Genomic DNA, 25,795 nt, shown 5'->3' on the forward strand with positions numbered 1-25,795 from the left:
TGCATCCGCTATGCAACTTCTCGTAACCGGCGCTGCGGGCTTTATCGGCTCGAATTATGTCCGTCACGTCCTCGACGAAACTGATGCTGACGTGACGACGCTCGACGCACTCACGTATGCGGGCAACAGGAGAAATCTCGACGGTGTGGACGAGAGCCGCCATACGTTCGTCGAGGGCGACATCACCGACCGCAAACTGGTCGACGACCTCGTCGCAGACGCCGATATCGTAGTGAATTTCGCGGCTGAGTCACACGTCGACCGCTCGATCGAAGGTGCGAGACAGTTCGTCGACACTAATGTCGCCGGCACGCAAACACTTCTCGAAGCGGCACAAGAGCACGGAGTCGACCGATTCGTTCAGATTTCGACCGACGAGGTGTACGGCGAGATCGCCGATGGTACCTTCGATGAACACGACCGCCTCGACCCGCGAAATCCCTACGCGGCGACGAAGGCGAGCGCTGACCACCTAGCGCTGTCGTACTACGAGACACACGACGTCCCAGTGGTCATCACGCGTTCATCGAACAACTTCGGTCCGAGACAGCATCCGGAGAAACTGATTCCGAAACTGATTCGGCGAGCGACGCGCGGCGAAGCACTTCCAATCTACGGCGACGGCTCGAACGTCCGCGAGTGGACCTACGTAACTGATAACTGCCGCGCCGTCGATCTCGTTCGCCAAAGGGGCACTCTCGGAGAAATATACAACATCGGGAGCGGCGACGAGCGGACGAATCTAGATGTCGCCCGTGCTGTCGTCGACGCGGTCGACGCAGACGACGAGCTCATCGAATTCGTGGAGGACCGGCCCGGTCACGACCGACGGTATGCGCTCGATTCTTCGAAGGTCCGAAGCCTCGGCTGGCGTCCGGAGGTGTCGTTCACAGAGGGGCTCGAACGAGCCGTAGAGTTTTATTCCGAGTAGCCTCGGCCGCCTCCTGTGCTTATGTGTGGATGCGGAATCCGAAGACGGAACGCTTTACCCAGAGGCGTAAATCCATACTGCCAATGTTCCAATCGGGTGATTCTCCGTGCAACTAATCGACGACGAAGGCGACCTCTTCGGCCTCCTCAACGTCGTCGACGCCCTCGCAATCCTCCTCGTCATCGCAGTCGTCGCCGCCGGCAGCGCCTTCGTCCTCGCAGACGAGCCCGAACAAGCCTCCGAACCCAACACCGAGACCCGGTACGCCACCCTTGACCTCGGCACACAGCCAAGCTACGTAGCCGAGCTGCTCTCCGAGGGTGACACCACCGCGCTCTCCGAGACCGACGAACTCTCGATAACCGACGTCTACGCCATCGAAAGCAACTCCACCGACCAGCAACGCGTCTTCGTCCGCGTCGGACTCGTGGGCGAACCTACCGACGACGGCAGCATCACCTACGACGGCGACCTCCCGCGTGTCGGCCGCGGACTCTCTATCGTGACGGACGACTACCAGACGACCGGCACGATTACCGCCGTCGGCGAGGAGAACCCCGAGCTCCCGATCGTGGACACTCCGGTCCTCCTGCGCGCGACCGTCGCGACCGACACCGCCGAAGCCATCGAACCCGGCGACGAGTACGAAGTCGACGGCCGGACCGTCGGCACCGTCGAATCCGTCGCCGCCTACGGTACCGACGATCCCGAGCGCAAGCGCGTCTACGTCGGCGTTACCTACCGCGCGCTGCGGTTGAGCGACGACCTGCACGTAGGCGGGACGCGTCTACACGAGAACGCTCCCCTCTCGTTCGAAACCGACGCGTACGACTTCGACGGCACCGTCGCTCGCGTAGGGGCAACCGAACAGCGCGGCGAGTCCGCTACTCGGACCGTCCGGCTCGAGATGGAAAACGTGGATCCGGCCCTTGCCGACAGCCTCGACGCGGGTATGACGGAGCGCGTGCGCGGGGAGACCGTCGCCGAACTGACACGCGTCAACGTCGAGCCGGCGGCGGTCGTCGTTACCGGCGAAGACGGCCAGATCTACCAACGTGAACACCCAGTCGAGAAGGACGTCTCGATGACTGCCCGACTAGCGGTCCAAGAGAGTTCTACCGGTATCACGTTCAAGGGTGAGCGCCTCCGGCAGGGCGAGGAGACCGTCCTCGACCTCGGGACCGTAACCGTCCGCGTGACTGTCGTCCAGGTCGAGTGACGAGGTGACTGAGATGACCGAATCTACCGAATCCGAGTCGAACTCCTCGTTCGGCACGGCGCTGTCGGGATCCCGCATCGTCCGCGCCGCCCGAAGCGCGGCGGACCGACTCGGTGTAATCGCCGACCGCGCTCGACCCCTCGTGATGAACTCCTATCTCTACCGCTGGCTCACCGCCGAACCCGATCCAGAGGTAATCGTCATCGACCTTCGGGAGACGTACACCGTCGGGCCGTTCGTTCGATTGCTCGACCGACTCGCCCCTCCTATCCGGCGCGCGTTCGAGTACTCCGCCGTCGGCAGGCTTGCAGTCGCGGTGAGTAGTCGTCTCGTTACCGGGGGTGAGCGCGTCGCCGAGACGCGTCTCGGCAAACTGGTCGTCGCGGCTTTGGAACCACCAAAACACCCCCGAGAGCGAGTACCACGAACGCAGACGGCTAATGAGAACGATGTAGAGACGAGCCAGTCCGATATAACGCGCTCATCGGAGCACACATCGCAACGAGAGTAGAGTGAACACGAAACGTACGCGAACCGTTCGCGAACTGCGTCACGGAACCGACCCGACCGAGGTGGTACTATCGTTCGAAATCCGACCTCCAAACCGAACTCAGCCGTGACCCACCAGCCTCAGTAATTTTACCCAGAGGTAGATTTATTGCGACTAGGCCGCTACAGGAGGACATGTCTCACTCCGACCCCGGCGTCGACGCCTGGAAGGAGCACACGAGCGCCTTCGACAGAGTCCGGTCCGTCGCACAGACGGTCTCGGAACCCCGACCGGCGTCGTGGATCGCCGACGAAGCCGCGGTTTCGGAGAACACTGCTCGCGGACACCTGCGACGGCTCGTCGAGATGAACGTCCTCCTCGCGTTCGATCGTGACGGCGGCACCACGTACGCTCCCGACCCCCTCCACACCCGACATCAGACGCTTCGCGAACTCCTCGACGAGTACGACCACGAGGGTCTGATCGCTCTGAAGGAGTCTCTCCAGACCCATATCGAAACGTGGCGCGACGAATACGGTGTCGCCTCACCCGAAGAACTCCGCACGCTGGCCGCCGACACCGAAACCGCCGAGGAGACAGCGACTGTTCGTCGGACGGCCAACGACTGGGCACTCACCGAATACCGACTCGATATCGTCGAGGAGGCGATCAACAATTACGCGACGTACAGCCGTCGCGGGACGGCCTCCGCGTAGTTCATGGACGAGGGAGGCCCAACAGATCCGACGTACAATCCCGCAGCGGCGTCTCACCGAGCGCTCCGTGAGATTAGACGTGAACTCGAACGCCATCCGGCCGTCGCGCACGCTCAGGGCTTCCCTCCGGACTCGCACGCTCGGGTCGAAGCTCGGCTCGATCCGGCTCTGTTCGGCGTCGACATCGACTCTGCCACGCTCACCGTGCGTTGGTTCGCCGGCGAAACGTCCGACGACCCTCCCGAGTTCTCCATCCACTACAGCGACGAGAGAGGAGTCGACTTCGGGTGGCACCACGAGCCGAACCCCCATGTCGAGGGGTGGGGTCACTACCAAGAGCGGACCGATTCGACGGCGGAGTACGTCTACGAACCCCATCTCTTCTCGACGTTCGTTCCGTCGCGGGTCATCTGGGAGACGCTGTCCCTCCTCGAAGATGTCGTCTCTACCGTGGATCGCTGAGAGAGCGATCGCCTGTTGTTGCCGGGGTTCACTGACTCTCTTTCGACAACCGAGCGTCAGCCGTTGAACGAAAAGTCTGCGACCATTTCTCTCGACGACGTGCTTCCGCAGCCCGAGACACCCGAGCGCGTCTGACCCCTACACCGACCGACCACCAGCGACCGACTGGCCGAGACTGGACAGTTACGACGACTGCACGAGCGGCTCGTACCACTCTCGATTCGCGTCGTACCACTCGATGAACTCCTCGACACCCTCCTCGATCGACCGCGACGGTGCGTAGCCGAGTAACTCTCGCGCCTTCTCGACGGACGCATGAGTGTGCTCCGCGTCGGCCTGGCGAGCGTCCTCGTAGACGATGTCCAGTTCGGGTGCGAGTCGATTTCGAACGGTCTCCGCCAACTCCCGAATCGAGATATTGTCACTGCTACCGACGTTCAACACGTCACCGTCCGCGGCGTCGGTCGTCAAGAGCAACCGATTCGCGTCCACGATATCTTCGACGTAGGTGAAGTCTCGCGTCTGGGTTCCGTCGCCGTAGATAACCGGTGGCTCCCCGTTGTAGCAGCGGGAGACGAAGTTAGAGATGGCCATGTTCGGCCGCATCCGCGGTCCGTAGACCGTGAAATAGCGGAGACACACTGTCGGCAAATCGTGTAGCTCGTCGTAGACGCGAGCGTAGTGCTCGCCCGCCAGCTTCGATACTCCATAGGGGCTCACCGGTTCTGTCGGATGTTCTTCGGTGTAGGGAAGCGACTGCGGTTTCCCGTAGACCGACGACGAACTCGCCAGGATGACGCGGCGTGTTTCGCTTTGCGCAGCCGACTCCAGCACGTTTACCAATCCCCCGAGATTGATGTCGGTCACCTTACGCGGTTCGTCGACGCTGGTCCGGACCCCGGCTTGCGCCGCCTGGTGGACGACGACCTCGGCGTCGGCGACGAGATCCGAGACGAGTTCGGCATCGCGTACGTCACCCTCGACCAATTCGTAGGTTCCCTCGCAATCGGCGACGGCCGTTCGGCACCGCTCGACCGTTTGCCGCTTAATCCCGAGATCGTAAAACGGCTCGAAGTTGTCGAGAGTAGTGACGTTGTGGCCGTCCTCGACAAAGGCTTCCGCCAAATGGCCACCGATAAACCCAGCGCCACCAGTGACGAGTATTCGCATCGCTCGGGGCGAATACCTCAATTGCTATAAGGACTCCGAGACACAAACGAATGGATTAGCTCGTGAAGCGTTCGTACATTTGAGTAACCACTTCCGACGTGATCGCTCGCTGCTGAATCTCAGCCTGATCAAGACGGCCCTTGAACTGTCGAACGCCGTTCGATGAGGATCCGATTGCGACTCGGTTCGGCGGTGTAACTTGCCCTGTGAACTCTCTCTGCTGGACAATGTCGGCGTCAACGTGCAATCGTACTTCTTCCCCATTCCAGACAACCACGATATGATGCCATTTGGCGTCGTCAATAGTCGGTCCCGCAACTGTAGTGACGTCCGATCCATTACCGAGCGCCGCAACGACCTTTCCTCGTCCAAGCGCTAGTTGGTAACCCTCAGTGTCATTGTACGCGCTATTGTTTGCGTTCGCAACAAGTCGCGGGAACTCCAACTTCTCTCGATAGTCAACTTCCTCATCCGTCCGAACCCACACTGACACAGTAAGCCCATTTTCACCATTCAACGCCTCTGCATTCGGAATCGTCACCGACCCACTGCCGTCGAACTCCAGCGCGTACCCGTCGACACCCTCGGTCCACGATACACCGTCAGCGTACCCGTGATGGCCACCCTCCGAATCGAACACGTACTGCCCACGTCCTTCTTCGAACGACCACACCGCACGCGGACCCTTCTCCGACGAGAATCCACCAGACTGCACCACTTCCTCCGAAACCTGGTACCGCTCCCCAGCCAGTGAATACTCACCAGCATGCGGCACTCGAACCGCACACCACCCGTTCTCCGTCGGCTGTACCGACCGCTCGTACGTGACCGACTCACTTCCGACGTCCACCTCCGTCGTCACGGTCTGACTGTCTCCGTCGCCACGTCCGACGAGTATCGCACCGGGAACGAGACCGAACACCTTCTTCGAACCATCGGCACTCGAATACAGGGCCTTGTAGTGGCCGATACCGGGCACTGACCCATCGCCGCCTCCGTACCGACCGTGCAACCGCGACTGCAGCGTCGCGCCGCCGCCATCACCGTCGCCACTGCCAGCGACACTAACTCCGTCCTCGGTCACGACGAACCCCACTCGATCTCGCAACCGCTCGTACCACTCCTCGCCATCGCTCGATCCGAGGAACTCGCGATAATTACTAAACGCGAAGCCGTACGAATCCGAGTTCCCATTCACCAGATAGTTGTACGCCCGATTCCAGCTCCACTCGCTGAACACGTAATTCTCGGGATACTCCCACCCTTGCTCTTCCGAATACTCACGCATCCACATCGCTGCGTCGTACAATCCATCAGAAACAAGCAACTGCCCCGTCTTCACCGGAATCTGGACGAAACTGAAGCTCCCGGCAAACAGCCCGAGTCCCAGAAGCGACATCGCCTCGCGACGCTCCGGACGCTCTAACCTCACCGTTTCGTTCGCCTTTTCACGCCCGTGCCGCCCTGACTCCACCTCGGCGAACGGCTTCGGCATCCGAACCGCGTCGATCTTCGCCGCCAGATGGATGAATCCCAAGCCAGCAAAGATCGCGACGAACACCGACAGCTCGCCGGCAAAGCGTAGCTGAATCAGCGCCAGCGCGAGGAAGTACCACGCGTACGTCGCCATTGCAAGCCACTCTGGTTCGTACTCCCGAGCGGCCCGCAGCACCGCCCACCCGGCGTACGGCAGTCCCAGGAGAACCAACAGCCCGAACGACAACAGCGGCCCGACGAGCGAACCCTGGTCGGCACTGACGAGCGACTGCGTCTCGACGATTCCCTCCGTCTCGAAGAGGAACTGAATCCCGCTCTGCAGTTCGGCTCCCAACTGCGGCACCACAAATGGCAACACTCCGAAAACGACGACGCCCGCGACGACCTCTCCGCCGAGGAGCCTCTGTGCGGACCACTCCTGGCGCAGTGCCAGTTCGGCGACGCCCACCACAGCGACAGCGCCGACGAACAACCCCGCGGGCGCGAACGCGACGGTCTCTCCGTGCCACCCCAGTGCGAAGTGTGCACCGGCGGTCAGCACGGCGGCGAGCGCCAACCCGCCGACCACACCGCTCAGCTCACGAACCGGCGACACCCCCGCTCGAACCGCCGTGGTCGCCCAGCCGACGACAATCAACCCAAGCGGCAGAATCAGCAACGGCCCGGCCTCCCACGCGAGCGTCTGTCCGGCGACGGCGACGCCGAACATCGCACTCCAAAACGCCATCCCCGCATCACGGCCGCGACTCGACCGCACGGCCAACGACACCAGCGCTGCCGCGGTCAGCGCCAGCCAGAAGTAGTCGAACGCGTGGTGGTCGGCGAATCCGAGACTCGTCCGGTAGGCGTGCGCAGGCACCAGCGCCAGCGCCAACACCGCGGCAAGTCCGACTCGTCTGTCGTCGGTCAGCCGAAGCGTCGTCAGATACACCAGCGCGCCGGTCAGCACCGCGAAGACGACGGGATACACGGCGAGAACGACGCCCGAAGCACTCGCATCGCCGCCGAGCAACTCGGTCCAGAACCAGAGCGTAACGACCAACAGTGGCTCACCAGCGGTCACGCGCTGGGGCAACGACGCCAACGCGCCGAAGTCGAACGGCCCGCTCGTCTCCGCGGCCACCGTCTCGACGATGTACCGGTAGAAGTACGGGTCGTTCGCCGAGAGGACGATAGCCCCCTCGCGGAACACCGCCGAAATCGAGATGAGTCGAAGCAGCGCGAGAAAGGCGAGCGCCCCCGCGAGCGCGAGCGCAGCGGTCCGGTCGACGCGCACGTTCGAGAGCGAAGGCATCGACGGCGTCGAAATCGACCGTGAAGACGCCGTCTCCGTCGCCCCCTCGTCACCGTCGAGCGCCGCACGAACCGCTGTGGGGTCGCTGACCCGGTAGCCACCGTCTCGCTTCTCGACGATCTCCGCGGCGACGATCTCGCCGAACAGTCCCGAGTCGACGTCTACGTCGTCGAACGTCCACGTGCCGCGTTCGTCGGCGGCGAGGATGGAGCGAAGCGCCGACTCGGCGTTCGGCCGCTCCGCGAGGAGGGCGTTCGTCGCCTCGCGCGTTTCAGTCATTGCTGGCTACACGGTGAAAGAACGGTTAAAATCCTCCGAAGGGCGGTGACGACGGCTTCCAACTACACCGTCTCGACGACTCCTTCCTGCAACCGCCGTTCTGCTTCCTCTCTATCCTCGGGATAGCCGACGTCGACGCGCCAACCATCCAAACGAATCGCGTCGATGGTGCGCCCGCTCTGCAGTAGCAGGTTGATGGCGTCGGTAATCTCGTACTCGTCGCGGTCCGACGGCTGGACCAGATGGCAGGCGTGGAAGATGGCCGGCGAGAACGTGTAGAAGCCGGTCATCACGAGGTTCGACGGCGGTTCGTCGGGTTTCTCGACGACTTCGATTATCTCGCCGTAGTCGTTGGTGTCGCAGACGCCGTAGCGACTCGCTTCCTCCCACGGTACCTCCTCAACGAGGAACGCCGCGTCGGCGCGCTCTTCGCGCTGTCTCCGAACGATGTCGCCGAGATTCGCCTCGAAGACGTTGTCGCCGAGCATCAACACGAAGTCGTCGTCGATGTGCTCTTCAACCGTGAGCAGCGCGTGCGCCAACCCGTTTTGCTCGCGCTGGTGAGCGTAGGTGATGGGAACGCCCTGCACCTCGTCGCCGTAGTGGCTGATGACCTTCTCTTTCTTGTAGCCGACGACGACGATGAACTCGTCAGCGCCGAGTCGCGCCAGTTTCTCAAAACAGTGCGTCAGAATCGGCTTCCCATCGACTTCGACTAGACCCTTCGGTTTCTCGTCGGTGAGCGGCCGCAGGCGAGTTCCCTTTCCCGCCGCGAGCACGACTGCTTGCATACCACCCTCCGCGAACGCATCCAATATGTGTCTTTACACTGACGGTGAGTGTTCTCTATCTCTATATGAAATTCGTCACACCGGCTGAATTGTTATGAGCAGTTGGCGACGACCGGCGAAAGTGAACGGATTCGACGACCCGGACGTGGCGAGCGGGTTAGACAGCTGACCGAATCGAGTTTCATGGTCGACTCACCGCAAATGGGTTCTCGAAATCAAGGTCACTCGTTAAGCTCTGAGAACGCGTAATCTATCTGATTCGAACGCGGTACGCACGTACCACCCCCGAATCGGTGGAAGCATGGTTACATACGAGACGGAAGAGGTCGGACAGTACGGGAAGACGACGTCGACAGACGGTCGGTTCTGGCAGCTCAGCGCGCTCGCTGCGATTCTCGGCGGGCTGCTCGTCGTGGGGGTCGGTCTCGCACTGTTCACCGTGTTGAACGAGGCGGAGTTCGTCTACGCAGACCCGCTCGGCGCTGTCGGGTTCCTGCTGATTATGGTCGGACTCCCGGCGTTCTACCTGCACGAACGCGACTGGTTCGGGAGAGTTGCGAAGCTGACCTTCGCGATGGTCGCACTCGGAACCGTCGTGACCGCCGTCGCGTTGCCGATAGCCATCTACGGCCCGGGCATCGCCTTCCTCGGGTTCGTCCTGGGATTCCTCGTCACGGTCGTCGGTGCCTTCGGGTTCGGCGTTGCGAGGCTCCGTGCCGACGTCCGGCCGAAACTCGAAAGCTGGCTCTTCGTCGCCGCGCTGCCGGTCGGTCTCCCGCTCGCGTACGGCTTCACGACGTACGTGATGGGCGAGACGGCCGACCCGTGGGCGGGACCGATGGTGTTCTTCGGATTCGCGTGGGTCGTCTTCGGCCGCCAACAACTGAGACGAACTCGCGACGCTCGGTAAGCGCCCGACGCGACGCGCTCGCCATCCGTCGACGGCATCGACTCCGGAGATCCGACGCGGTGAACTCGCTCTCTCGGAATTTTATCAGAACCGTCGACGGTGTCAAATGTAACAAATCGGAAGTGTGTTCTGTAAACTGTTTTCGGAGCGAACCGACATCCCGCGGAATCTCCCGAGAGGCCGTCGTAACATCCGAGACACGGTCGAACCGAGCGAACGGGCCGACAGAGTCACTTGATTGAGCGCTTTACCGTGGACGGCCACAGCGTTTTATCGCTCACTCCCGTAGTGTAGAGGATGGCAGATACGAAAAAGAGTCGAGACAAGCAAGCCGACGATGCGGAGCGACGCCAACGAGAGCGGGAGATGCAGGAGGCGCGCGACCGCGCTGACGAGACCGAACCGGTGCCCGACGAACCCGAAGAGGGACTCGGCGAGTTGGACGACGCGCTCGAAACCCACGAGTATCCGGCGACGACGGACGAACTGATCGAGGCTTTCGGCGACCGCGAGGTCGAAACGCAGGGCGGTTGGAAGCCCGTCGACGAGGTGCTCGCTCCGGCCGACGACCGAACGTACACCTCCGCCGACGACGTCCGAAGCCAGATACAGGGACAGATACGGCGCTGAGAAAACGCTCCGCGCATCGAACTCGGTTCGTACCCGCTCCCCCGGAGTTCGACCGGGGTTCTTTGGAAAGTTGGTCCGCCGCGCTCCACTGTCGGACCGATACAGTCGGCTCGGCCGACCGCGACGGTGACGTCGACGCGACGTTCCCGGCGCTGTCGAGTTCTTCGACGGTCGCGCTATTCCCGCACACCGCAACGGCACCGAGTACGAGGAGCCGACACGGTGTGCGCGCTCACCCGACTGCTCGTTAGAACAGCGGCAGCGCCCGCGACAGCGCCCGAATCGCCGGCAGCGCGAACTCGCCCGCGTACCCGAAGTACTCCCAGCCCGACAGCAGCAGAAACACCGTCGTCGACCCGCAGGCGATGCCCACCAGTACGGCACCGACGCGCGGATGCGTCTCGTCACGACGCGCAGCGAACAGAACCCACAGCGCCAGCGCCGTCGCGGCCGCGAGATGGACCAGCGCGTGCAACTGGATCGCCTCGCCCAACTGGACGCCGTCGAGCAGCAGTGCGAGCAACAGCAACTGACCGCCGACAGCGACCGTTCCTACGTAGCTCCATCCGAGCGTCGACCACTCACCGAGTGCGTCACGGACGCTTTCGAGACGAACCACCGCGTAGACCAGTATCGGAACCAGGGGCACGAGATACCGAACCGTCACCATCGCGTGCAACGGCAGTCGGTGCAGGTAGATGAGCGAGAACGTCGAGAAGCTCGTTACGGCCAGCAGGTCCGTCGCGCGCGTCGGCGACTGGAGCGTCGTACGGAACCGGAAGGGGCGTTCGCGGAGTGACTCTCGACTCGATGGTGTCCCCGCTCGCTCGCGTACCCGGCGAACCGCGAGCGGGACCATCCCGACGAGCGCACCGAGGACGGGCGCGGACTCGACGAGCGCCATGTTGACCGCTTCGCCGCCGTCGTCGCCGGCGACGCCGGCGAGATAGCCGCTGCGGACGAAGATGCGGTAGAGTCGGACGGGTTCGACGCTCGCGTGCAGTCCCCGGCTGACGAACTCGCCGAACAGCGCCGCTCGGTCGAGGGCGCTGACGAGGAGTACGCCGACGGATGCGACGAAGCCGGCGTTCGAGGCGTCACCGCCGTTTCCGCTCACGTCTCCTCCGCCGCCGGTTCCGATGTCGACAGTCTCGTTACCAACAGTCTCGCTGCCGCCGGCCTCGCTACCAACGCTCTCGCTACCGGTTCCGCTCGTCGGGTCCACCGCGAGCGCCTGCTCACCGGTAAACCGAGGCCACAGACGCGGCGGCGACAGCGGATTTCCAGTCACGGCCGCGTTTGTCGCTAGAAACGGGAGCAGCGAGAGCGCGAACGCGACGGCGACGACGCCGAGCGTGCGCCAGTCGGTGCGCCGCGCGGTCAGTAGGTCGACCGGTGCGAGCGCGACGAACAGCGTCAGTGCCTCGGCGGGTTGCACCCACGTCGAGAGGCCGACCGTCGCGTACGCTGTTGCCCGAAAGCCGAGCGCGCGTCGAGGGTCGCTTTCGGCGCATTCTCGACTCCGATAGAACGTGTACAGCACCACGACGACGACGAGCGCCATCGTCGCGTGTCGCTTCGGCAACGACGCCCAGAAGCCCACGGGCGTCGCCACGGTCAGTATCGCCCCCGCGGCGAGTCCCGCTCTCCTGTCGGCGACGCGCGCGAGCAACCGATACGTGACGACGCCCGCGAGCGCCGCCGCGAGCATCGACGCCAACTGCAGCGCCATCAACGGGAACCACTTCGGGTCGAGCGGGGTCGCAAACGGGAGATTCGCCGCGAACAGTCCCACGGCGGCGACGGAGCCGACAACGTCGCCCACCGCTGGACGACCGGCGACCCGTCCAGCGACGACACACGCGCCCAGGACAGTGAGACTCCACAGGCCGACGACGACGAGTCGGGGGTCCGCGACGAGCGCGCTCAGTTCGAGCGCCCACAGTATCGGGAGCGCGAGCGCCATCTGTCCGTAGTTTCGACCGTACAGCCGGCCGTCGACGACGTTCATTCCCGGCGTCGCGCCGTCGGCCGGGCCGTATCGGAGTTCGTCGACGTAGAGGTGACCGTCGGCGACGCCGACGAACGCGTTGGCGACGGTGTAGGTGTCGTTGACGAACACGCCGACGCGCCAGAACAGCCCGAAGAAGGCGAGAGAGAAGAGAAACAGCGCGAGACCCGCTCTATCGCCGAAAACTGCGGTCACGAAACGTCGCTTCGAGTCGCTCACTCCTCGACCTCCACGGTGACCGAGAGCTGCCGAAGCGTCCGACTCCCCGACTCCGTCCGCAACAGCACCGACAGCTCCGCCTCGTAACTCGACTCGGTCACCCGCTCGGGGTCGACGGGGTCGTCGTCGACTGTCAACGCGAGCGTCGTCGCCCCGGCTTCGGTGTACGACTCGTTCAGAAACACGGCCGAACTCCGTTCGAGACCGAGCGCGGGAACCCGGATCTTGTAGCTGAGCATCGGACGACCGGTCACCGACCGGAGCCGGACCGTCGCATCCGGGACCCGGAGGTAGTACGCCTTCGAACCGTAGTCACCCCGCTCGAGTCGGACTCCCGCTGCATCGAGAGAAACGTCGGTGACCGTCGCGTTCCCGGCTCCGAGCGCACCCTCGGACCCGCTCTCGCCGGTCGTGTCCCCCGCGGACGTGAAGTCGACGCCGCCGACGAGCGGGCCGCTCGCTATCGAGAGTGCCGCGATTAGCAGAACCGAGAGCCACACGACGGTGCCCGACGTTCGCATGCTACCTGCGAACGACAGAGAGACTGGATAAATGCGTCGGAACTGAAATACGTGTGATTTGACGTTATCGGCGGGAAAACCGATGTTCGACGGCCGGTTTCGCCAGACTGCGGCGTCTTCTCCTCCTGCAAGAAGTGCATCTGCCGCGGCCAGATGCGACTTCTGGCCCCGGTTGAAGACATTTCGTCGAACCTTCGGCGACGCCGACACATTGTTATACTTTCAGCCAAATTCAATGGGCAATGACTACTCACCCAACCGTGGCCTCTACCCGGAGGTGGTCTCGATGACCGTACGGTTCGGGTGCAACGACGGCGGCGACGGCATCGAAGTCGTCGACCCCGTCGAGCGCCACCGATACGAACTCGGGACGCCGAATCCGGTCGACCCCGAACCCGTCGACACCGACGAGTTTCGGTTCCCCGTCGACGCCGCCGTCTCGTTCCGAACGTCGTCGCTGACGCTGCCGACGGTCGTCCCGATCTACGTCCGCGACACCGACGGGACGATGCTCGCACACGTCACTCCCTCGGACTCGCTCACGCTCCCCGACGGCGAGTACGCCGTCGAACTCTGTACGCCAATCAAGATGTACCTGCGCGTGTCGAGCGGGCTCACCGTCGACCGCACGCAGCAGCGTCTCGACTTCGGCGCGGAGACGACGGTATCGCTGGGCGGGCGCTCGCACCACGAGCACCCGGCCGGAACCATCACCGTCGGCGACTCGGTCGAGGACGTGATGCGCGCCGTCTCGCTGTTCGGGTCGGCGATGAAGACGACGACGCCGGAGCGGTCCTACCCGACGCTCCGCGGTCACCCGCCGACGGTCGAACTCGGCGAGACGTTCGATGCACCGGACGACGTCGTCGCCCCCGAGACGGGCATCCGCATCGAACTCCCGCGCGAACGCTCGTACGTCCACACGGCCGCACCGCTCGCGTACTACCTCGGTGCACGCGTCGAACCCGGTCCAGTGGCTCGCCTCGTGACCGACTCGGGCTTCGAGCACCGACTCGACACCTGCGAGGGCGTCGAGAAAGAACTCGAGCGCGTCTTACGTCACGTGTTCTTCCTCGACTGCCTCTGTCGGACCGAGGGACTATACAAAGTCGACCTCCACGAGCGTCGCGCGGTCGAATCGACCGCCGACATCGACTTCGAACGGCTCTACGAGTTACCCTCCGACGAGCGACTCGAAGCGTACCTCTCGATTCCGTGCGAGACGCTGGAACCGCACCAACCGGAGTGGAAACTCGTCAGCCACGTCGCGCCGACGGCCCAGAGCGCAGAGCTACTGCCGTTTCTCGTCGACGACCTCGCAATCGTGCGCACGCCCACGAAAACTGAGGCGTCGACCGCGCCGAAGATACAGGTCGACGCCGTTCAGGAGTTCCTCCGCGACAGTGACGAGTTCACCCGGAGTACGGCGGCACAGCCGTCGTCGATGGAGTTCGTCGAACCCGAGTCGGCCGACTCCGTCGAGCAAGCGTGGGTCGGCGACGGAGCGCCCGTCGGCGCGAACAAGGCCACCATCGAAGCGTATCGCAACCGACTCAGTCGGACGGTGGCCGACGACGACGACATCGACATCGTCGTCGTCTGCAACGACGCCCAGATGAGCGAGGAGCGTGACGACATCGACCGGGTGTACGGGTCGCGCGACGAACTCCCGTTCGACGTCCGCATCCACCGATCACTCACCACCGACGAGTTGGCCGAGGTGCTCCGCGAGGAGACGGAGTTCCTCCACTACATCGGCCACATCGACGACGGCGGCTTCGAGTGCACCGACGGCCGCCTCGACGCGCGCGAACTCGACGACGTGGGTGTCGACGCGTTCCTGTTGAACGGCTGTACGTCGTACGAACAGGGACTGTCGCTCATCGAGGCCGGAGCCATCGGCGGTATCGTCACGCTCTCGGACGTCATCAACAGCGGCGCAGTGCGCATCGGTTCGACGCTGGCGCGCCTGCTCAACGGGGGCTTCCCGCTGTCGGTCGCGCTCGAGATCGCTCGCGGCGAGAGCATCGTCGGCAATCAGTACGTCGTCGTCGGTGATGGTGGCCTCGCCATCGCGCAGGCCGAGAGCGGGACGCCGCTGCTGTGCGTTGTCGAAGAGTGCGAGGATAGTGAGCGCTATACGGTCCAAATTCGAGGATATCCCACTGACCGGTCGGGAATGGGTGGGCTCATCCTCCCGTATGTCTCTTCTAACGAAGAGTACACGCTCAACTCGAACAGCCAACTTTCGTTCGAGGTATCTAAATCGGAGTTGGCGGAGTTGCTACAGCTCGAAGAGATGCCCGTCCGCCTCCGTCACGAACTCCGGTGGAGCAACAAGATTCCGCTGTACGAGCTTTAGGGTCCGGCGACCGTTCCCGCTGCCGCCGCCGCGGCGTTTCCTGCCTGTGAGAGAAGCAGCATCATCGTGAAGACGACGCCGACCATCCGGGGGTTGTTTTTGAGGTAGTTCGCCATCGCAGAGTCGTTCTGGCTCATACTACAGACGACACCCCCCGAGATAATGAGTATATTTAAACACTTCCCACAGATAATTCAATAATATAATATCAGCATCTAGACGGAATAACGCATTTATCAACTGTCACGACAGCCGCCGAGTTATCCTTTCTCACGGGGGGTATGTGGTTCTTCCGCCTACTCTCGGCCGCTGTCGTTTTTGGGTCGTCGCGGCCGGCACGCCGTCTCTCGACGGTCTCTTCGGCAGATTCGCTACGCCATCGAACGGGTCGGTCGCTCGCCACTGCGGTAGAACTGGCCGTGAAAGTCGAAGGGAATCGGCGCGTCGAACACCGCCCGAGCGCGCTCGGTCATCGTCGCCGCGTCGAGCACGAGGAGAAACGACCGCTCGGCGTCGGCGTCGAGAACGATAGAGAGGAGCACGCCGTCGTCCTCCGCGGCGGTCTCCTCGCCGTTTCCGTCCGTCTCGGGCGAGACCCGCGGGACGAAGAGCGGCTCGCCCGGGTAGACGTTCGGCTCGGTCCACCTTCTCGACGCCTGGTAGCGACCGGCTCGCTCGCCGAGGTCGATTTTCACGATTCGGTCGGCGTAGCTCTCGGGCGAGCGCTCGGCGGTTCCGACGCCGTAGACGTAGCGGTAGGGCTGGGTGTTGTAGCGCGCGTAATGGGTGGTCGGAAACTCCACGTGACCCGGATGTAACGTCCGCGTGACGACGTGCCCGGTTTCGGGGTCGACCTGCAGGCGACGGAGTTCCGCGCCCGGCGGCGCGAACTCGGGCGAGTCGAAGCTGTCGAGAGAGAACGCGTCGACGACGCTCGCGTCCTCGAACGCCGCCACGTCGAAGTGGAGCGCACCGTCTCGCTCGAAGGCGTTGACGTGGTGGAAGACGAAACACGGCGCGGTCCGCGTATCGACGACGAGTTCGCCGTTCTCTCTGTCGACGACGAGGACGCGCGTCCCTCGTTCGGGCTCCCAGCGGTAACTCTCGACGAACGGGCGGTCCCGGAGCAACGCGAGCGGCGAGGTCCGAAACGGCGGGACGAGCACGGCGACGTAGTTCGGCGTCAGCGCGAAACTGTGGAGGTAGCCGGGGCGGCGAATCGGAATCCGCGCGACCACCTCGCGCCGCTCTTTCCCGTCGGGGACGCGGTAGACGACGTACTCGCTCCGGAGGCCGAAGCGCGTCGCGACGCCCACAATCTCCTCTCGAAACGGGTCGTAGTGGACGTGCGCGAGCGGGCCCGCCCGTCCGACCTCGTCGTCGAACTCCCGTTCCCCCCGCGTCCGGAGCGTTTCGGGGTCGTAGACGGTCCACCGCGGCGTCTCCGTCGCCGCGAGATGGCGACCGCCGAGGTAGACCACGTCGACGGGCGCGTTGTCCGTCGCCGCACCGGTCCCGAACCGCCGGAGGTGACCGAGGCCGCGCCACTGCGGGTCCGTACCGAACTCGCGGAGGCGGAGGCGTCCGTGCTCGCGGACGTGGCGGAACTGTCGACTCCGCAGGAACCGGTTACTGTACCGGACCTCGCCGTCGCCGATGCGGAAGCGGCGCAGCATCGCAAGTCCGTCGAACCAGTGGTTGACTCGGCGGTCGCCCACGGCGAACGACCCCGGGCCGTTGCGGACGAGCGTCCCCTCCAGCCACGGTGGAATCTCACCCTCGATTCGGAGCGGTTCGTCGGTGTACTCGGTCGTCGCGGGTCGCAAGCCGAGTCGGTGGTCGCCGCTCATCGGTGCGTCACCTCGACTATCGCTACCGCTTCGACTGCGGCTCCGCAGTCCATACCGAGGAGTCAGTCGCCAGCCGAATGGTGTTTGTCCTGGTCGTTCCGTCCCCTCCGCGTCCGGAGTGCAGTTCGAGTAGCTGACCGCTTCCCCGACACTCTTGTCGTCCCCGACGAACGCTCTCGCATGACACGACTTCCCGACGACGTCGTCGGCGACGCACAGACCAGCACCTTCGGGTGGGAGACGCTCCGGTCGCTCGTCGACGTCGGCAACCGGATGGCCGGACAGGAGGGCGAGAAGGCGGGCGCGGCGGTCGTCGCCGACGCCTTCGAGGAGGCGGGCCTGCGCGAGGTCGAGATAGACGAGTTCGACATCCCCGGCTGGTGGCGCGGCAGCTCCGCTATCGAACTCCGCGGGTCGCATCCGCGTCGCCACGAGAGTCAACACGACGTGCTGGCGCTGCCGGGGTCGCCGTCGGGGACGGTGTCGGGGCCGGTCGTCGACGTCGGCGACGGTACCTACGAGGAGTTCGACGAGGTCGGCGACGACCTGCAGGGCGCAATCGCGCTCGTCTCCAGCGACACCCCGGAGAACACCGACCGGTGGCTCCACCGCATGGAGAAGTACGTCAACGCCGCCGACCACGGCGCGACCGGGTTCCTCTTCCGAAACCACATCGAGGGGTCGCTGCCGCCGACCGGCGAGGTCGGCTACCACAACCGACCGGGGCCGATTCCGGCCGTCGGCGTCTCCAAGGAAGTCGGCGAGCGACTCGCGCGCTACGCCGACGAACAGGAGGGGTTCGTCGTCGAACTCGACGTCGACTGCCGAAACGAACCGACGAAATCGAGAAACGTCGAGGGCGTCCTCGGCCCCGCCGACGCCGACGAAGAGGTGCTCGTGACCGCGCACGTCGACGCCCACGACATCGCCGACGGCGCGAACGACAACGGTGCGGGGTCGGCGCTCGTCGCCGAAATCGGCCGACTGCTCGCGCAGGTCGAATCGGACCTCGACTCCCGCGTTCGGTTCGTCACGTTCGGCTCCGAGGAGATCGGCCTCTGGGGCGCCTACCACTTCGCGGAGAGCCGCGACCTCGACTCGGTGAAATGCGTCCTGAACGTCGACGGCCCGGCGAACTCCCGGAACGTCCGCGTCGGCACCAACGGCTTCGACGAGATGGGCGAGGCGTTCGAGGCGGTGGGCGAGGAACTCGACGTCCCCATCCAGTCGGGCGACACCATCTCGCCGCACGGCGACCAGTGGGCGTTCGTCCAGGAGGGCGTCCCCGCGGTGATGGCCTCCTCGACCTCCGACCAGAGCGGCCGCGGCTGGGGACACACCCACGCCGACACGCTCGACAAACTCGACCCGCGCGACCTGCGCGACGTGGCGACGATTCTCGCGAGCACTGCCTATCATCTCGCGAGCGACGAGGTGGAGACGCCGCACAAGACGCGCCGCGAGATTCGAGACAGCATCGACGCCGGCTACGTCACCGAACTGAAGATGGGCGGACGCTGGCCGTACGACGACGACGCTCGAAGCGGGGCGAACGAGAGCCGATGACGCTGGTTCTCACCGGCTACGAACCGTTCGGCGACGACGACGAGAACCCGACGCAGACGCTCGCGGAGGAACTCGACGGCGGGACCGTCGCCGGTCACGAGATCGTCGGCCGCGTGCTGCCGGTCGAGTACGCCGTCGCCGCCGACGAGATGGCGACGCTCGTCGCCGACTACGACCCCGACGTAATCGTCTCGACCGGACTCGCGGCCGGCCGTTCCGCCGTCTCCGTCGAACGAATCGGCGTCAACGTCAACGACTGCGGCGGCGTCGCCGACAACGCGGATGCGGAACCGCGAAACGAATTCATCGACGCCGACGGCGCGGACGCGTACTTCTCGACGCTTCCGGTGGTGTCGGTCGTCGAGTCGCTGTTGGACGCCGGTATCCCCGCGCGCGTCTCGAACACGGCGGGAACGCACCTCTGCAACAACGTGCTGTACAGTACGCGGGCGCTCTTGGAGCGCGAAGGGCTGGAGACGCCGATGGGGTTCGTCCACATGCCGTTGACGCCGGAGATGGCCGCCGAGAAAGCGAGCGAGGACGAAGCGACGGCGGGCGGCGCGGTGGAGGCGAGCCTCCCGCTCGAACTGCAGAAACGGGCGGTCGAGTTGGCGTTCGAGACGGCGCTTGGCGGCTGAGTCGGCTGTCTCTGGTTGACTCTCCTTTGATCGTCCTCCACCGATCTTCGTACTGGATTGGATGTCACACTTAAACGACGGTTCTCACGGGAATCGAACGAGTGCACCGGGCCCGAGGAAGGAACGCGGCCTGTTATCAAAAAACCACGATAGCAGGTTCTTGCTCGGGTCGAACTAGTCAATCAACTCTTTTGGTGCGACACCACCGTGGTCGAGAATCTCTCCATCGAAAGTAGTCAACGTCGCGTTCACGTCGTCCGCCAATGCGAGAAGGACGCAATCCATCGTATAGAGGAGGTTGTCCCGCTGTAATTCATACGCCGTGATTTAGTCACTGATTTCGGGTGCGTATATGTCCACAGTACTGTAAATATCAGATAATACCGCTTCGACTCGGTCTTGCTCAACGCGCTTCTTCTTGGTCATCACTGACCGAATCTCCATGAGATTTAGAATAGATGTACAGAACTCGTAGTCTTTATTGAGTAACTGCGTCGCAACCTCGCCGCGGCCCGGTTCGTCGGTCAGACTGGCAATGAAGACGTTCGTATCGATGAAGACCTTCATTCCTACTTTCGTTCGTTACGGACTGCTTCGACGGAATCGAGGTCTACATCTGCAAATCGGCCCGAAAGAAGATCGCCCAGTCGCGGTCGAGGTTCGTTGTCGTCGGACGATTCGTCAGCCCGATTCGGCGGCGTTGCGTAGCTACCCATTACCAGTAATTGCAGGCGTGCCTGTAAATCGCTTTCTCTGTTCGAGAGTTCCGCTCTGTCGAACCGATTTGCTTCGTCCCGTCGAATCGGCGTTGCTCGACTCCTCGCTCTCGGACGGTTCCGCAGAGTCGTTCGCAACTCCGGAATCAAGCCTACAGTTTTGTGTAACGGAGTCAATACTATCCTATGGGTCCGATCCGAAGTAGCCTCGGAGCGGGAGTCGTAGCGACAGTCGTACTTCTCGTGTTTCTCTTCGCTGCGGACGTGTTGCTCCCCGGAACAGAACCCTTCGTGTTCGCCACCTTCACGAGTCTCTGTGCCGTCGGCGGACCTCCCTACTGCGGACTCGGGACGCTCACCGCGACGCTGCTGACGTACCTCTGGTTCGGACTCATCTTCGCGGTGGCCTGGCCGCTCCTCTTCGGCGGGTTCACGTGGGGACTCCCGGGCGAGTCGGGGGTCGCCCACGGCGCGGTGTTCGGACTCATCCTCTGGTCCGGATACGTCGTCGGCGCTCTGTTGGGCGTCTTCGTCGGAACCGAAACGGTCGCCGAGGACCTCCCGCTGCTGGCCGTGACGCTGGTGTCGTACCTGATATACGGACTCGTTCTCGGCGGCGGGTACGACTACCTCGCGGACCACCGCACGTTCCTCAGCGACTGACGGGCCGCCTAGATGATTTATACGCTCGCCGACACGATACTGGATAGATGAGCCCGCTCGGGTGGATCGTCGTCACGACCGTCGGCGTCAGTCTCACCGCGTGGGTCGGCGTTCTCACGTTGTTTCTGCGCGACGAGTTGACCGACAGGATACTGTTGGGCCTCGTCGCCTTCGCTGCGGGGAGTCTCATCGGGGGTGCGTTCCTCCATCTCCTCCCCCGGGCGGTCGCCGAAACGGAATCCGCGGACACGCTGCCGCTGTTTCTGACGGTCATCGGCGGGTTCTGTCTGTTCTACGTGCTCGAACAGTTCCTTCGGTGGCACCACCACCACGCTACGACCCACGAACACGAACCCGTCTCCTACCTCGTCTTAGTCTCCGATACGCTCCACAACTTCATCGACGGACTCGTCATCGCCGGGGCGTTCCTCGTGAGCGTGCCGCTCGGCCTGGTCACGACGTTGGCGATCGCGTTCCACGAAGTCCCGCAGGAGATTGGAGATTTCGGCGTTCTCGTCTACGGCGGGTTCGACCGACGCCGGGCGCTCGTCCTCAACTATCTCACGCAGTCGACCGTCATCCTCGGCGGTGTCGTCGGCTTCTACCTCGACAACGTCTTCGCCGACCTCTCGACGTTCCTGCTTCCGTTCGCGGCGGGTAACTTCATCTACATCGCCAGTTCGGACTTGATTCCGGAGATAAAGCGGGAAGACGACACGCTCCGCTCCGGGCGCTACTTTCTCGTCTTCCTCGTCGGCATCGTTCTCATGCTCGGAATCAGACTGTTTGGTGGAGTAACCGGGTGAGGAGAATCCGTCGAATGGGAGTACAGAGAGTGTATCTGTGGGCTTCGAACCCGGAACTTGCGGTCTCGATCCAGTCGCGACGAGTTCGCGACCGACCGGCTAACGAGGGAGCGAAGTGAACGCCGCAGGCGTGGCTTCTGCCCGGTTTTTTGCGGTTCAAGAAACGTCGCGGGAGGTAGTCAGTCCTCCGACTCGTACGGCTCGCCGACAGATGCGGGAACCCGCGTCTTCCCCCACCCGCTGAGAACGACGATAACGACGACGTACGGGAGCAGCTCCAGCAACTTGGCGGAGAGATCGATGTTCAGCGTTTGGAGCTGTCCCTGCAGCATATCGACCCCTCCGAAGAGAAGTGCCGCTACGGCCGCACCGAGCGGATTGTAGTTCCCGAACAGATAGGCGACGATGCCGAGCCATCCGCGACCGTCGACCATGGTCTGGCCGGTGCCGACGAACGACGAACTGTGGGCGAGTAACACGGCACCGCCGAGGCCCGCCATCGCCCCCGAGAATATCACCGCCGCGTAGCGAACGCGGTTGACGTCGACACCGGCCGTATCGAGCGCCTCCGGATTCTCGCCCGCCGCCTGAATCCAGTAGCCGTAGTTCGTTCGGTAGAGGAACACCCACGAACCGACCACGACGAGAGCGGTGAGCCACACGAGCGGCGACTGGTCGAAGACGATTCGCCCGAGATACGGTATCTCGTTGAGGCCCGGCACGGTCAGTCGCCCGACGGAAGGGATTCGGGGGCTGTTTCTGGACCCCCAGATGACGGACGCCGCAAACGGAGCGAGACCGAGACCGATGAACCAGACGCCGAGACCGGCGACGATTTGGTCGGCCTTGTACCGAATCAACAGAACGGCGAACAGCGACGCCAGTACCGTCGTGAGCGCCGTCGCGAACGCGATTCCGGCCCACGCGTGGACGGGCCCGCTACCGCCCGCGAAGTACGTCCCGACCGCCGCGAAGAACGCGCCGAATATCATGAACCCCTCGAGTCCGATGTTGAACACGCCGCTCTTCTCGGCGTACAGGCCGCCAATCGCCGCGAGCGTGATGGGTGCCGCCAACTCCATCGACCGGGCGACGTATCCGGGCGTGAAGATGCTTTCGAGCGGGACGTCGAACGCGACGGTCGCCACCACCCCGACGGCGAGCGCCGCGACGACGGCGAGGCTGACCAGCCTGACTCGTTTACGACCGGCGTACTCGACGACGCTCATTCGTCTTCACCTCCGAACTCGGCCCGGTGTGCGGCCATGCGGAACAGCTCCGGAACGGCCACGAAGAGGATGACGATTCCGACGATACCGTCGATGAGTTGGACGGGGACGTCGCTGTAGATCTGAATGTACGACGTCGCCGAATTGAGGCCGCCGAACAGCAGCGCCGCCGGGACGACGCCGAGCGGGTTGTTCGCCGCGAGCAGACTCACCGCGATCGCGTCGTAGCCGTACGTGTGGATGCTCGCCGGTTCGAGGAACCGCCCCTGGTACATGATGACGAAGAGCGCGCTCGCGAGTCCGGCGACCGCACCGGAGAACGTCATCGTCGCGACGACGTTTCGCTTCGCGTCCACGCCGGAGTACACCGCGGCCGACGCCTGGTAGCCGCTCGTCATCATGTCGTAGCCGAAGCGAGTTCGCGCCATGACGATGGCGACGACCGCGACGAGCGCGAGCGTGAGGACGAGTCCGACGACCGAGAACCCCGACTCGCCGAAGACGACCGGCGGGAGTCCGACGCTGGCCGGGAGCGGTTCGGTCTGGACGTTCGTCGACCCCGCCTCCCGGAACGGGTTCGTGATCAGCCAACTGACGACGCCGATCGCGATGAAGTTCAGCATTATCGTCGTGATTATCTCGTTCGCGTCGGCGTACGCCTTCAACACGCCGGGGAGCGCGCCGTACAAGCCGCCGCTGACGGCGGCGGCGACGGTTCCGATGAGCATCAGACCGACCCCGCCGAGCCCCCCGCTGGGCAGGTACGGGGCCGCCCAGAGAATGGACATGGCGCAGGCGAGTCCACCGACAACGAACTGACCTTGGACGCCGATGTTGAACACGCCCGCTCTGAACGCGATGGCGACGGCGACGCCGGTTACGATGAAGAACGTCGATATCCGTAGCGTTCGCGCCAGCATTCGCTCGCTCCCGATCGCGCCGACGATCAAGTTGTTCAGGAAGACTATCGGATTGTACCCCGCGGCGGCGACCATGAGGAGGCCGAGGAGAATCGCGGTGAGTATCGACACGAGCGCGATGCCGAGGCGTTCCAGCACCGTGGCGTCGAACAGTCGGTCGCCGACGCGGTCCAGAAGCGACCGAGCGCCGGGTTCGTCGGTCGAACTCACGTCTCGACCCCGCTACTCGATTCGTCCCCGGACGTCCCGCTCGGAGACACCTCGCCCTCTGGCACTCCGTCCTCGGACGCGTCGCCCTCGTCGTCGAGGCGCTGTCCGGCCATCAGGAGGCCGAGTTCCGCTTCGGTCACGTCGCCCGGGTCCACCGTGTCGATGAACTCGCCTTCGTACATGACCGCGATTCGGTCCGAGAGCGCCTGAATCTCCTCCAACTTCGAGGAGACGACGACAATCGCGAGTCCCTCGTCGCGGAGTTCGGTCAGCCGTTCGTGAATGAACTCTATCGCCCCGATATCCACGCCGCGAGTCGGGTGGGAGGCGACCAACACGTCCGGCTCGTGGCCGAGTTCCCGACCGACGATGAACTTCTGTTGGTTTCCGCCCGACAGGGACTCCGCTTCGCTGTCGGGGTTCGGCGGTTGCACGTCGAACTCCTCGATGATCTCCTCGGTGTGTTCGCGGACGGCCCCCCAATCGAGGAAGCCGCCGTTCGCGAACGGCGCTATCGTCTGATTTCCGAGCAGTCCGTTTTCGACCAGGTCGTACTCCATCACCAACCCCTCGACGTGGCGGTCTTCGGGAACGTAGGCGATACCCGCCTCGATTCGGTCGCGCCTCGACGCCGCCGAGATGTCGTCGCCGTCGAATCGGACGACGCCCGAACTGAGGGTTCGGAGACCGGTGAGGGCTTCGACCAACTCGGTCTGCCCGTTCCCCTGAACCCCCGCGATGCCGAGAATTTCGCCCTCTCTCACCGAGAGACTCACATCCGAGACTTTCTCCAGGCCGCGATCTCCGGCGACCCGGAGGTTCTCGGCTTCGAGAATTGGTTCACCGACCGTCGTCTCGCGGGCGTCGCTTTCGAACAGGACGTTCCGACCGACCATCATGCGGGCGAGTTCCGCCTCGGACGTCTCGGACGCGGACACCGTCCCGACCGCGTTGCCGTCGCGGAGAACGGTGATATCGTCGGCGACCGCCAACGCCTCGTCGAGTTTGTGCGAGATGAAGATGAGAGAGCGGCCGTCCGCTCTGAGGTCCTCCATGAGGTCGATCAGTCCGTCCACTTCCTGCGGCGTGAGGACGGCCGTCGGTTCGTCGAGAACGAGAATTTCGGCCCCGCGGTAGAGGCTCTTGACGATTTCGACGCGCTGTCTCGTCCCGAGGTCGAGTTCCCTGACCGGGGTGTCGAGATGTTCGACGACGTCGAACCCGTAGCGGGTGCTGATGGCTTCGATCTCTTCTCGCGCGCGCTCTTCGTCGACGAACCCGTTTTTCACCGGCTCGTGGCCGAGAACGACGTTCTGCAGGACGGTCATCGGCATCACGAGCTGGAAGTGCTGGTGAATCATACCGACTCCCGCGTTCATCGCGTCCCGGGGGGTGTCGAACGACCGTTCCTCGCCATCGACGTGTATCGTCCCCTCGTTCTGATCGTAGAGACCGTAGAGAATGCTCATCAGCGTGGTCTTTCCGGACCCGTTCTCGCCGATGAGCGCGTGAATCGACCCCGCCTCGAGGGTGAAATCGACGCTGTCGTTCGCGACGACGTCGCCGAACCGTTTGGTGATTCCCGCTAATCTCACGGCCGGGGGTGTGCTATTCGTAGTCATAGTGCGCTCGTGTTAGTCATGATACGCTCTTTTGGAGGGGAATAAAATATCGGCCGAAAAGCTTCGCTCTCGG

General features: G+C 63.8%; 23 protein-coding genes. 12 read left to right on the forward strand and 11 right to left on the reverse strand.

Going from position 1 to position 25,795, the window contains the following annotated elements:
- Positions 1-10 precede the first annotated feature (10 nt).
- From rfbB to DV709_RS18205, 5 genes are all read left to right on the forward strand, one after another.
- On the forward strand, positions 11-931 hold the full coding sequence (gene rfbB / locus DV709_RS11025; RefSeq protein ID WP_117594491.1) for a dTDP-glucose 4,6-dehydratase: 921 nt from the start codon (positions 11-13) through the stop codon (positions 929-931).
- Between the two features lie 106 nt (positions 932-1,037).
- On the forward strand, positions 1,038-2,150 hold the full coding sequence (locus tag DV709_RS11030) for a DUF4330 family protein (protein ID WP_117594492.1): 1,113 nt from the start codon (positions 1,038-1,040) through the stop codon (positions 2,148-2,150).
- A 13-nt stretch (positions 2,151-2,163) separates the two neighbouring features.
- On the forward strand, positions 2,164-2,661 hold the full coding sequence (locus DV709_RS11035) for a hypothetical protein (protein ID WP_117594493.1): 498 nt from the start codon (positions 2,164-2,166) through the stop codon (positions 2,659-2,661).
- A 173-nt stretch (positions 2,662-2,834) separates the two neighbouring features.
- Positions 2,835-3,356: a DUF7342 family protein gene (locus tag DV709_RS11040; RefSeq protein WP_117594494.1), complete on the forward strand. Its 522-nt coding sequence runs from the start codon at positions 2,835-2,837 to the stop codon at positions 3,354-3,356.
- A 204-nt stretch (positions 3,357-3,560) separates the two neighbouring features.
- Positions 3,561-3,818, forward strand: coding sequence for a hypothetical protein (locus DV709_RS18205; RefSeq protein WP_232819731.1), 258 nt, complete (start codon positions 3,561-3,563; stop codon positions 3,816-3,818).
- 183 nt (positions 3,819-4,001) lie between these two features.
- Here DV709_RS18205 and DV709_RS11050 read toward each other — a convergent pair whose 3' ends face one another.
- The 3 genes from DV709_RS11050 to aglF form a co-directional block, all read right to left on the reverse strand.
- On the reverse strand, positions 4,002-4,988 hold the full coding sequence (locus tag DV709_RS11050; RefSeq protein ID WP_117594495.1) for a GDP-mannose 4,6-dehydratase: 987 nt from the start codon (positions 4,986-4,988) through the stop codon (positions 4,002-4,004).
- A 55-nt stretch (positions 4,989-5,043) separates the two neighbouring features.
- A complete protein-coding gene (locus DV709_RS11055; RefSeq protein WP_117594496.1) occupies positions 5,044-8,058 on the reverse strand; it encodes a LamG-like jellyroll fold domain-containing protein in 3,015 nt (1,004 codons plus the stop codon).
- Between the two features lie 62 nt (positions 8,059-8,120).
- Positions 8,121-8,849 carry a UTP--glucose-1-phosphate uridylyltransferase AglF gene (aglF, locus tag DV709_RS11060; RefSeq protein WP_117594497.1) on the reverse strand — a complete coding sequence of 243 codons (729 nt, stop codon included), beginning with the start codon at positions 8,847-8,849 and terminating at the stop codon, positions 8,121-8,123.
- A 301-nt stretch (positions 8,850-9,150) separates the two neighbouring features.
- Here aglF and DV709_RS11065 point away from each other — a divergent pair, with 301 nt between their 5' ends.
- Together DV709_RS11065 and DV709_RS11070 are read left to right on the forward strand one after the other, a co-directional pair.
- Positions 9,151-9,759 carry a hypothetical protein gene (locus DV709_RS11065; protein ID WP_117594498.1) on the forward strand — a complete coding sequence of 203 codons (609 nt, stop codon included), beginning with the start codon at positions 9,151-9,153 and terminating at the stop codon, positions 9,757-9,759.
- A gap of 297 nt (positions 9,760-10,056) precedes the next feature.
- Positions 10,057-10,389 carry a DUF5789 family protein gene (locus DV709_RS11070; RefSeq protein ID WP_117594499.1) on the forward strand — a complete coding sequence of 111 codons (333 nt, stop codon included), beginning with the start codon at positions 10,057-10,059 and terminating at the stop codon, positions 10,387-10,389.
- A 247-nt stretch (positions 10,390-10,636) separates the two neighbouring features.
- Here DV709_RS11070 and DV709_RS11075 read toward each other — a convergent pair whose 3' ends face one another.
- Both DV709_RS11075 and DV709_RS11080 read right to left on the reverse strand, forming a co-directional pair.
- A complete protein-coding gene (locus DV709_RS11075; protein ID WP_157972720.1) occupies positions 10,637-12,595 on the reverse strand; it encodes a hypothetical protein in 1,959 nt (652 codons plus the stop codon).
- Between the two features lie 20 nt (positions 12,596-12,615).
- Positions 12,616-13,140 (reverse strand): hypothetical protein, encoded by a 525-nt coding sequence (locus DV709_RS11080; RefSeq protein WP_117594501.1) that lies wholly within the window; start codon positions 13,138-13,140, stop codon positions 12,616-12,618.
- 286 nt (positions 13,141-13,426) lie between these two features.
- On the opposite strand from DV709_RS11080, the gene DV709_RS11085 reads away from it, so the two are divergent.
- Positions 13,427-15,502, forward strand: a complete 2,076-nt coding sequence (locus DV709_RS11085; RefSeq protein WP_117595291.1) for a hypothetical protein — start codon at positions 13,427-13,429, stop codon at positions 15,500-15,502.
- Here the strand turns inward: DV709_RS11085 and DV709_RS18055 are convergent.
- Together DV709_RS18055 and DV709_RS11090 are read right to left on the reverse strand one after the other, a co-directional pair.
- Positions 15,499-15,639, reverse strand: coding sequence for a DUF7503 family protein (locus tag DV709_RS18055; RefSeq protein ID WP_198665707.1), 141 nt, complete (start codon positions 15,637-15,639; stop codon positions 15,499-15,501). The two genes, DV709_RS11085 and DV709_RS18055, sit on opposite strands and share 4 nt — an antisense overlap.
- Positions 15,640-15,873: 234 nt before the next feature.
- Positions 15,874-17,352 (reverse strand): carotenoid oxygenase family protein, encoded by a 1,479-nt coding sequence (locus DV709_RS11090; RefSeq protein WP_117594502.1) that lies wholly within the window; start codon positions 17,350-17,352, stop codon positions 15,874-15,876.
- A gap of 180 nt (positions 17,353-17,532) precedes the next feature.
- On the opposite strand from DV709_RS11090, the gene DV709_RS11095 reads away from it, so the two are divergent.
- Both DV709_RS11095 and DV709_RS11100 read left to right on the forward strand, forming a co-directional pair.
- Positions 17,533-18,918: a M28 family peptidase gene (locus DV709_RS11095; RefSeq protein ID WP_117594503.1), complete on the forward strand. Its 1,386-nt coding sequence runs from the start codon at positions 17,533-17,535 to the stop codon at positions 18,916-18,918.
- The gene (locus DV709_RS11100) at positions 18,915-19,556 is read left to right on the forward strand and encodes a pyroglutamyl-peptidase I family protein (protein WP_117594504.1); all 642 of its coding nucleotides are present in this window, start codon (positions 18,915-18,917) and stop codon (positions 19,554-19,556) included. The genes DV709_RS11095 and DV709_RS11100 overlap by 4 nt, the downstream gene beginning before the upstream one ends.
- A gap of 327 nt (positions 19,557-19,883) precedes the next feature.
- On the opposite strand, the gene DV709_RS18210 is transcribed toward DV709_RS11100, so the two are convergent.
- Positions 19,884-20,123, reverse strand: a complete 240-nt coding sequence (locus tag DV709_RS18210) for a type II toxin-antitoxin system VapC family toxin (protein ID WP_232819732.1) — start codon at positions 20,121-20,123, stop codon at positions 19,884-19,886.
- Positions 20,124-20,458: 335 nt separating this feature from the next.
- Between DV709_RS18210 and DV709_RS11110 the strand changes: the two genes are divergently transcribed.
- On the forward strand, positions 20,459-20,935 hold the full coding sequence (locus tag DV709_RS11110; RefSeq protein ID WP_117594505.1) for a DUF6789 family protein: 477 nt from the start codon (positions 20,459-20,461) through the stop codon (positions 20,933-20,935).
- Positions 20,936-20,982: 47 nt separating this feature from the next.
- Positions 20,983-21,741 (forward strand): ZIP family metal transporter, encoded by a 759-nt coding sequence (locus tag DV709_RS11115; protein ID WP_117594506.1) that lies wholly within the window; start codon positions 20,983-20,985, stop codon positions 21,739-21,741.
- Between the two features lie 179 nt (positions 21,742-21,920).
- Here DV709_RS11115 and DV709_RS11120 read toward each other — a convergent pair whose 3' ends face one another.
- Genes DV709_RS11120 through DV709_RS11130 form a run of 3 tightly spaced genes read right to left on the reverse strand, consistent with a single transcriptional unit; the run spans position 21,921 to position 25,722 of the window.
- Positions 21,921-22,970, reverse strand: coding sequence for an ABC transporter permease (locus DV709_RS11120; RefSeq protein WP_117594507.1), 1,050 nt, complete (start codon positions 22,968-22,970; stop codon positions 21,921-21,923).
- Entirely contained in the window at positions 22,967-24,043 is a 1,077-nt protein-coding gene (locus DV709_RS11125; RefSeq protein ID WP_117595292.1) for an ABC transporter permease, read from the reverse strand. Before DV709_RS11125 ends, DV709_RS11120 begins: the two co-directional genes overlap by 4 nt.
- Before the next feature lie 53 nt (positions 24,044-24,096).
- A complete protein-coding gene (locus DV709_RS11130) occupies positions 24,097-25,722 on the reverse strand; it encodes an ABC transporter ATP-binding protein (RefSeq protein WP_117594508.1) in 1,626 nt (541 codons plus the stop codon).
- Positions 25,723-25,795: the final 73 nt, after the last annotated feature.

It is taken from the genome of Haloprofundus halophilus (assembly GCF_003439925.1).
Classification (GTDB): domain Archaea; phylum Halobacteriota; class Halobacteria; order Halobacteriales; family Haloferacaceae; genus Haloprofundus; species Haloprofundus halophilus.

Coding starts and splice junctions, on each gene's coding strand:
- DV709_RS11115 (WP_117594506.1), top strand. CDS start 20,983: ATGAGCCCGCTCGGGTGGATCGTCGTCACGACCGTCGGCGTCAGTCTC.
- DV709_RS11070 (WP_117594499.1), top strand. CDS start 10,057: ATGGCAGATACGAAAAAGAGTCGAGACAAGCAAGCCGACGATGCGGAG.
- DV709_RS11040 (WP_117594494.1), top strand. CDS start 2,835: ATGTCTCACTCCGACCCCGGCGTCGACGCCTGGAAGGAGCACACGAGC.
- DV709_RS11055 (WP_117594496.1), bottom strand. CDS start 8,058: ATGACTGAAACGCGCGAGGCGACGAACGCCCTCCTCGCGGAGCGGCCG.
- DV709_RS11065 (WP_117594498.1), top strand. CDS start 9,151: ATGGTTACATACGAGACGGAAGAGGTCGGACAGTACGGGAAGACGACG.
- aglF (WP_117594497.1), bottom strand. CDS start 8,849: ATGCAAGCAGTCGTGCTCGCGGCGGGAAAGGGAACTCGCCTGCGGCCG.
- DV709_RS11095 (WP_117594503.1), top strand. CDS start 17,533: ATGACACGACTTCCCGACGACGTCGTCGGCGACGCACAGACCAGCACC.
- DV709_RS11090 (WP_117594502.1), bottom strand. CDS start 17,352: ATGAGCGGCGACCACCGACTCGGCTTGCGACCCGCGACGACCGAGTAC.
- DV709_RS11110 (WP_117594505.1), top strand. CDS start 20,459: ATGGGTCCGATCCGAAGTAGCCTCGGAGCGGGAGTCGTAGCGACAGTC.
- DV709_RS11080 (WP_117594501.1), bottom strand. CDS start 13,140: ATGCGAACGTCGGGCACCGTCGTGTGGCTCTCGGTTCTGCTAATCGCG.
- DV709_RS11035 (WP_117594493.1), top strand. CDS start 2,164: ATGACCGAATCTACCGAATCCGAGTCGAACTCCTCGTTCGGCACGGCG.
- DV709_RS11085 (WP_117595291.1), top strand. CDS start 13,427: ATGACCGTACGGTTCGGGTGCAACGACGGCGGCGACGGCATCGAAGTC.
- DV709_RS11130 (WP_117594508.1), bottom strand. CDS start 25,722: ATGACTACGAATAGCACACCCCCGGCCGTGAGATTAGCGGGAATCACC.
- DV709_RS11120 (WP_117594507.1), bottom strand. CDS start 22,970: ATGAGCGTCGTCGAGTACGCCGGTCGTAAACGAGTCAGGCTGGTCAGC.
- DV709_RS18055 (WP_198665707.1), bottom strand. CDS start 15,639: ATGAGCCAGAACGACTCTGCGATGGCGAACTACCTCAAAAACAACCCC.
- DV709_RS18210 (WP_232819732.1), bottom strand. CDS start 20,123: ATGAAGGTCTTCATCGATACGAACGTCTTCATTGCCAGTCTGACCGAC.
- rfbB (WP_117594491.1), top strand. CDS start 11: ATGCAACTTCTCGTAACCGGCGCTGCGGGCTTTATCGGCTCGAATTAT.
- DV709_RS11050 (WP_117594495.1), bottom strand. CDS start 4,988: ATGCGAATACTCGTCACTGGTGGCGCTGGGTTTATCGGTGGCCATTTG.
- DV709_RS11100 (WP_117594504.1), top strand. CDS start 18,915: ATGACGCTGGTTCTCACCGGCTACGAACCGTTCGGCGACGACGACGAG.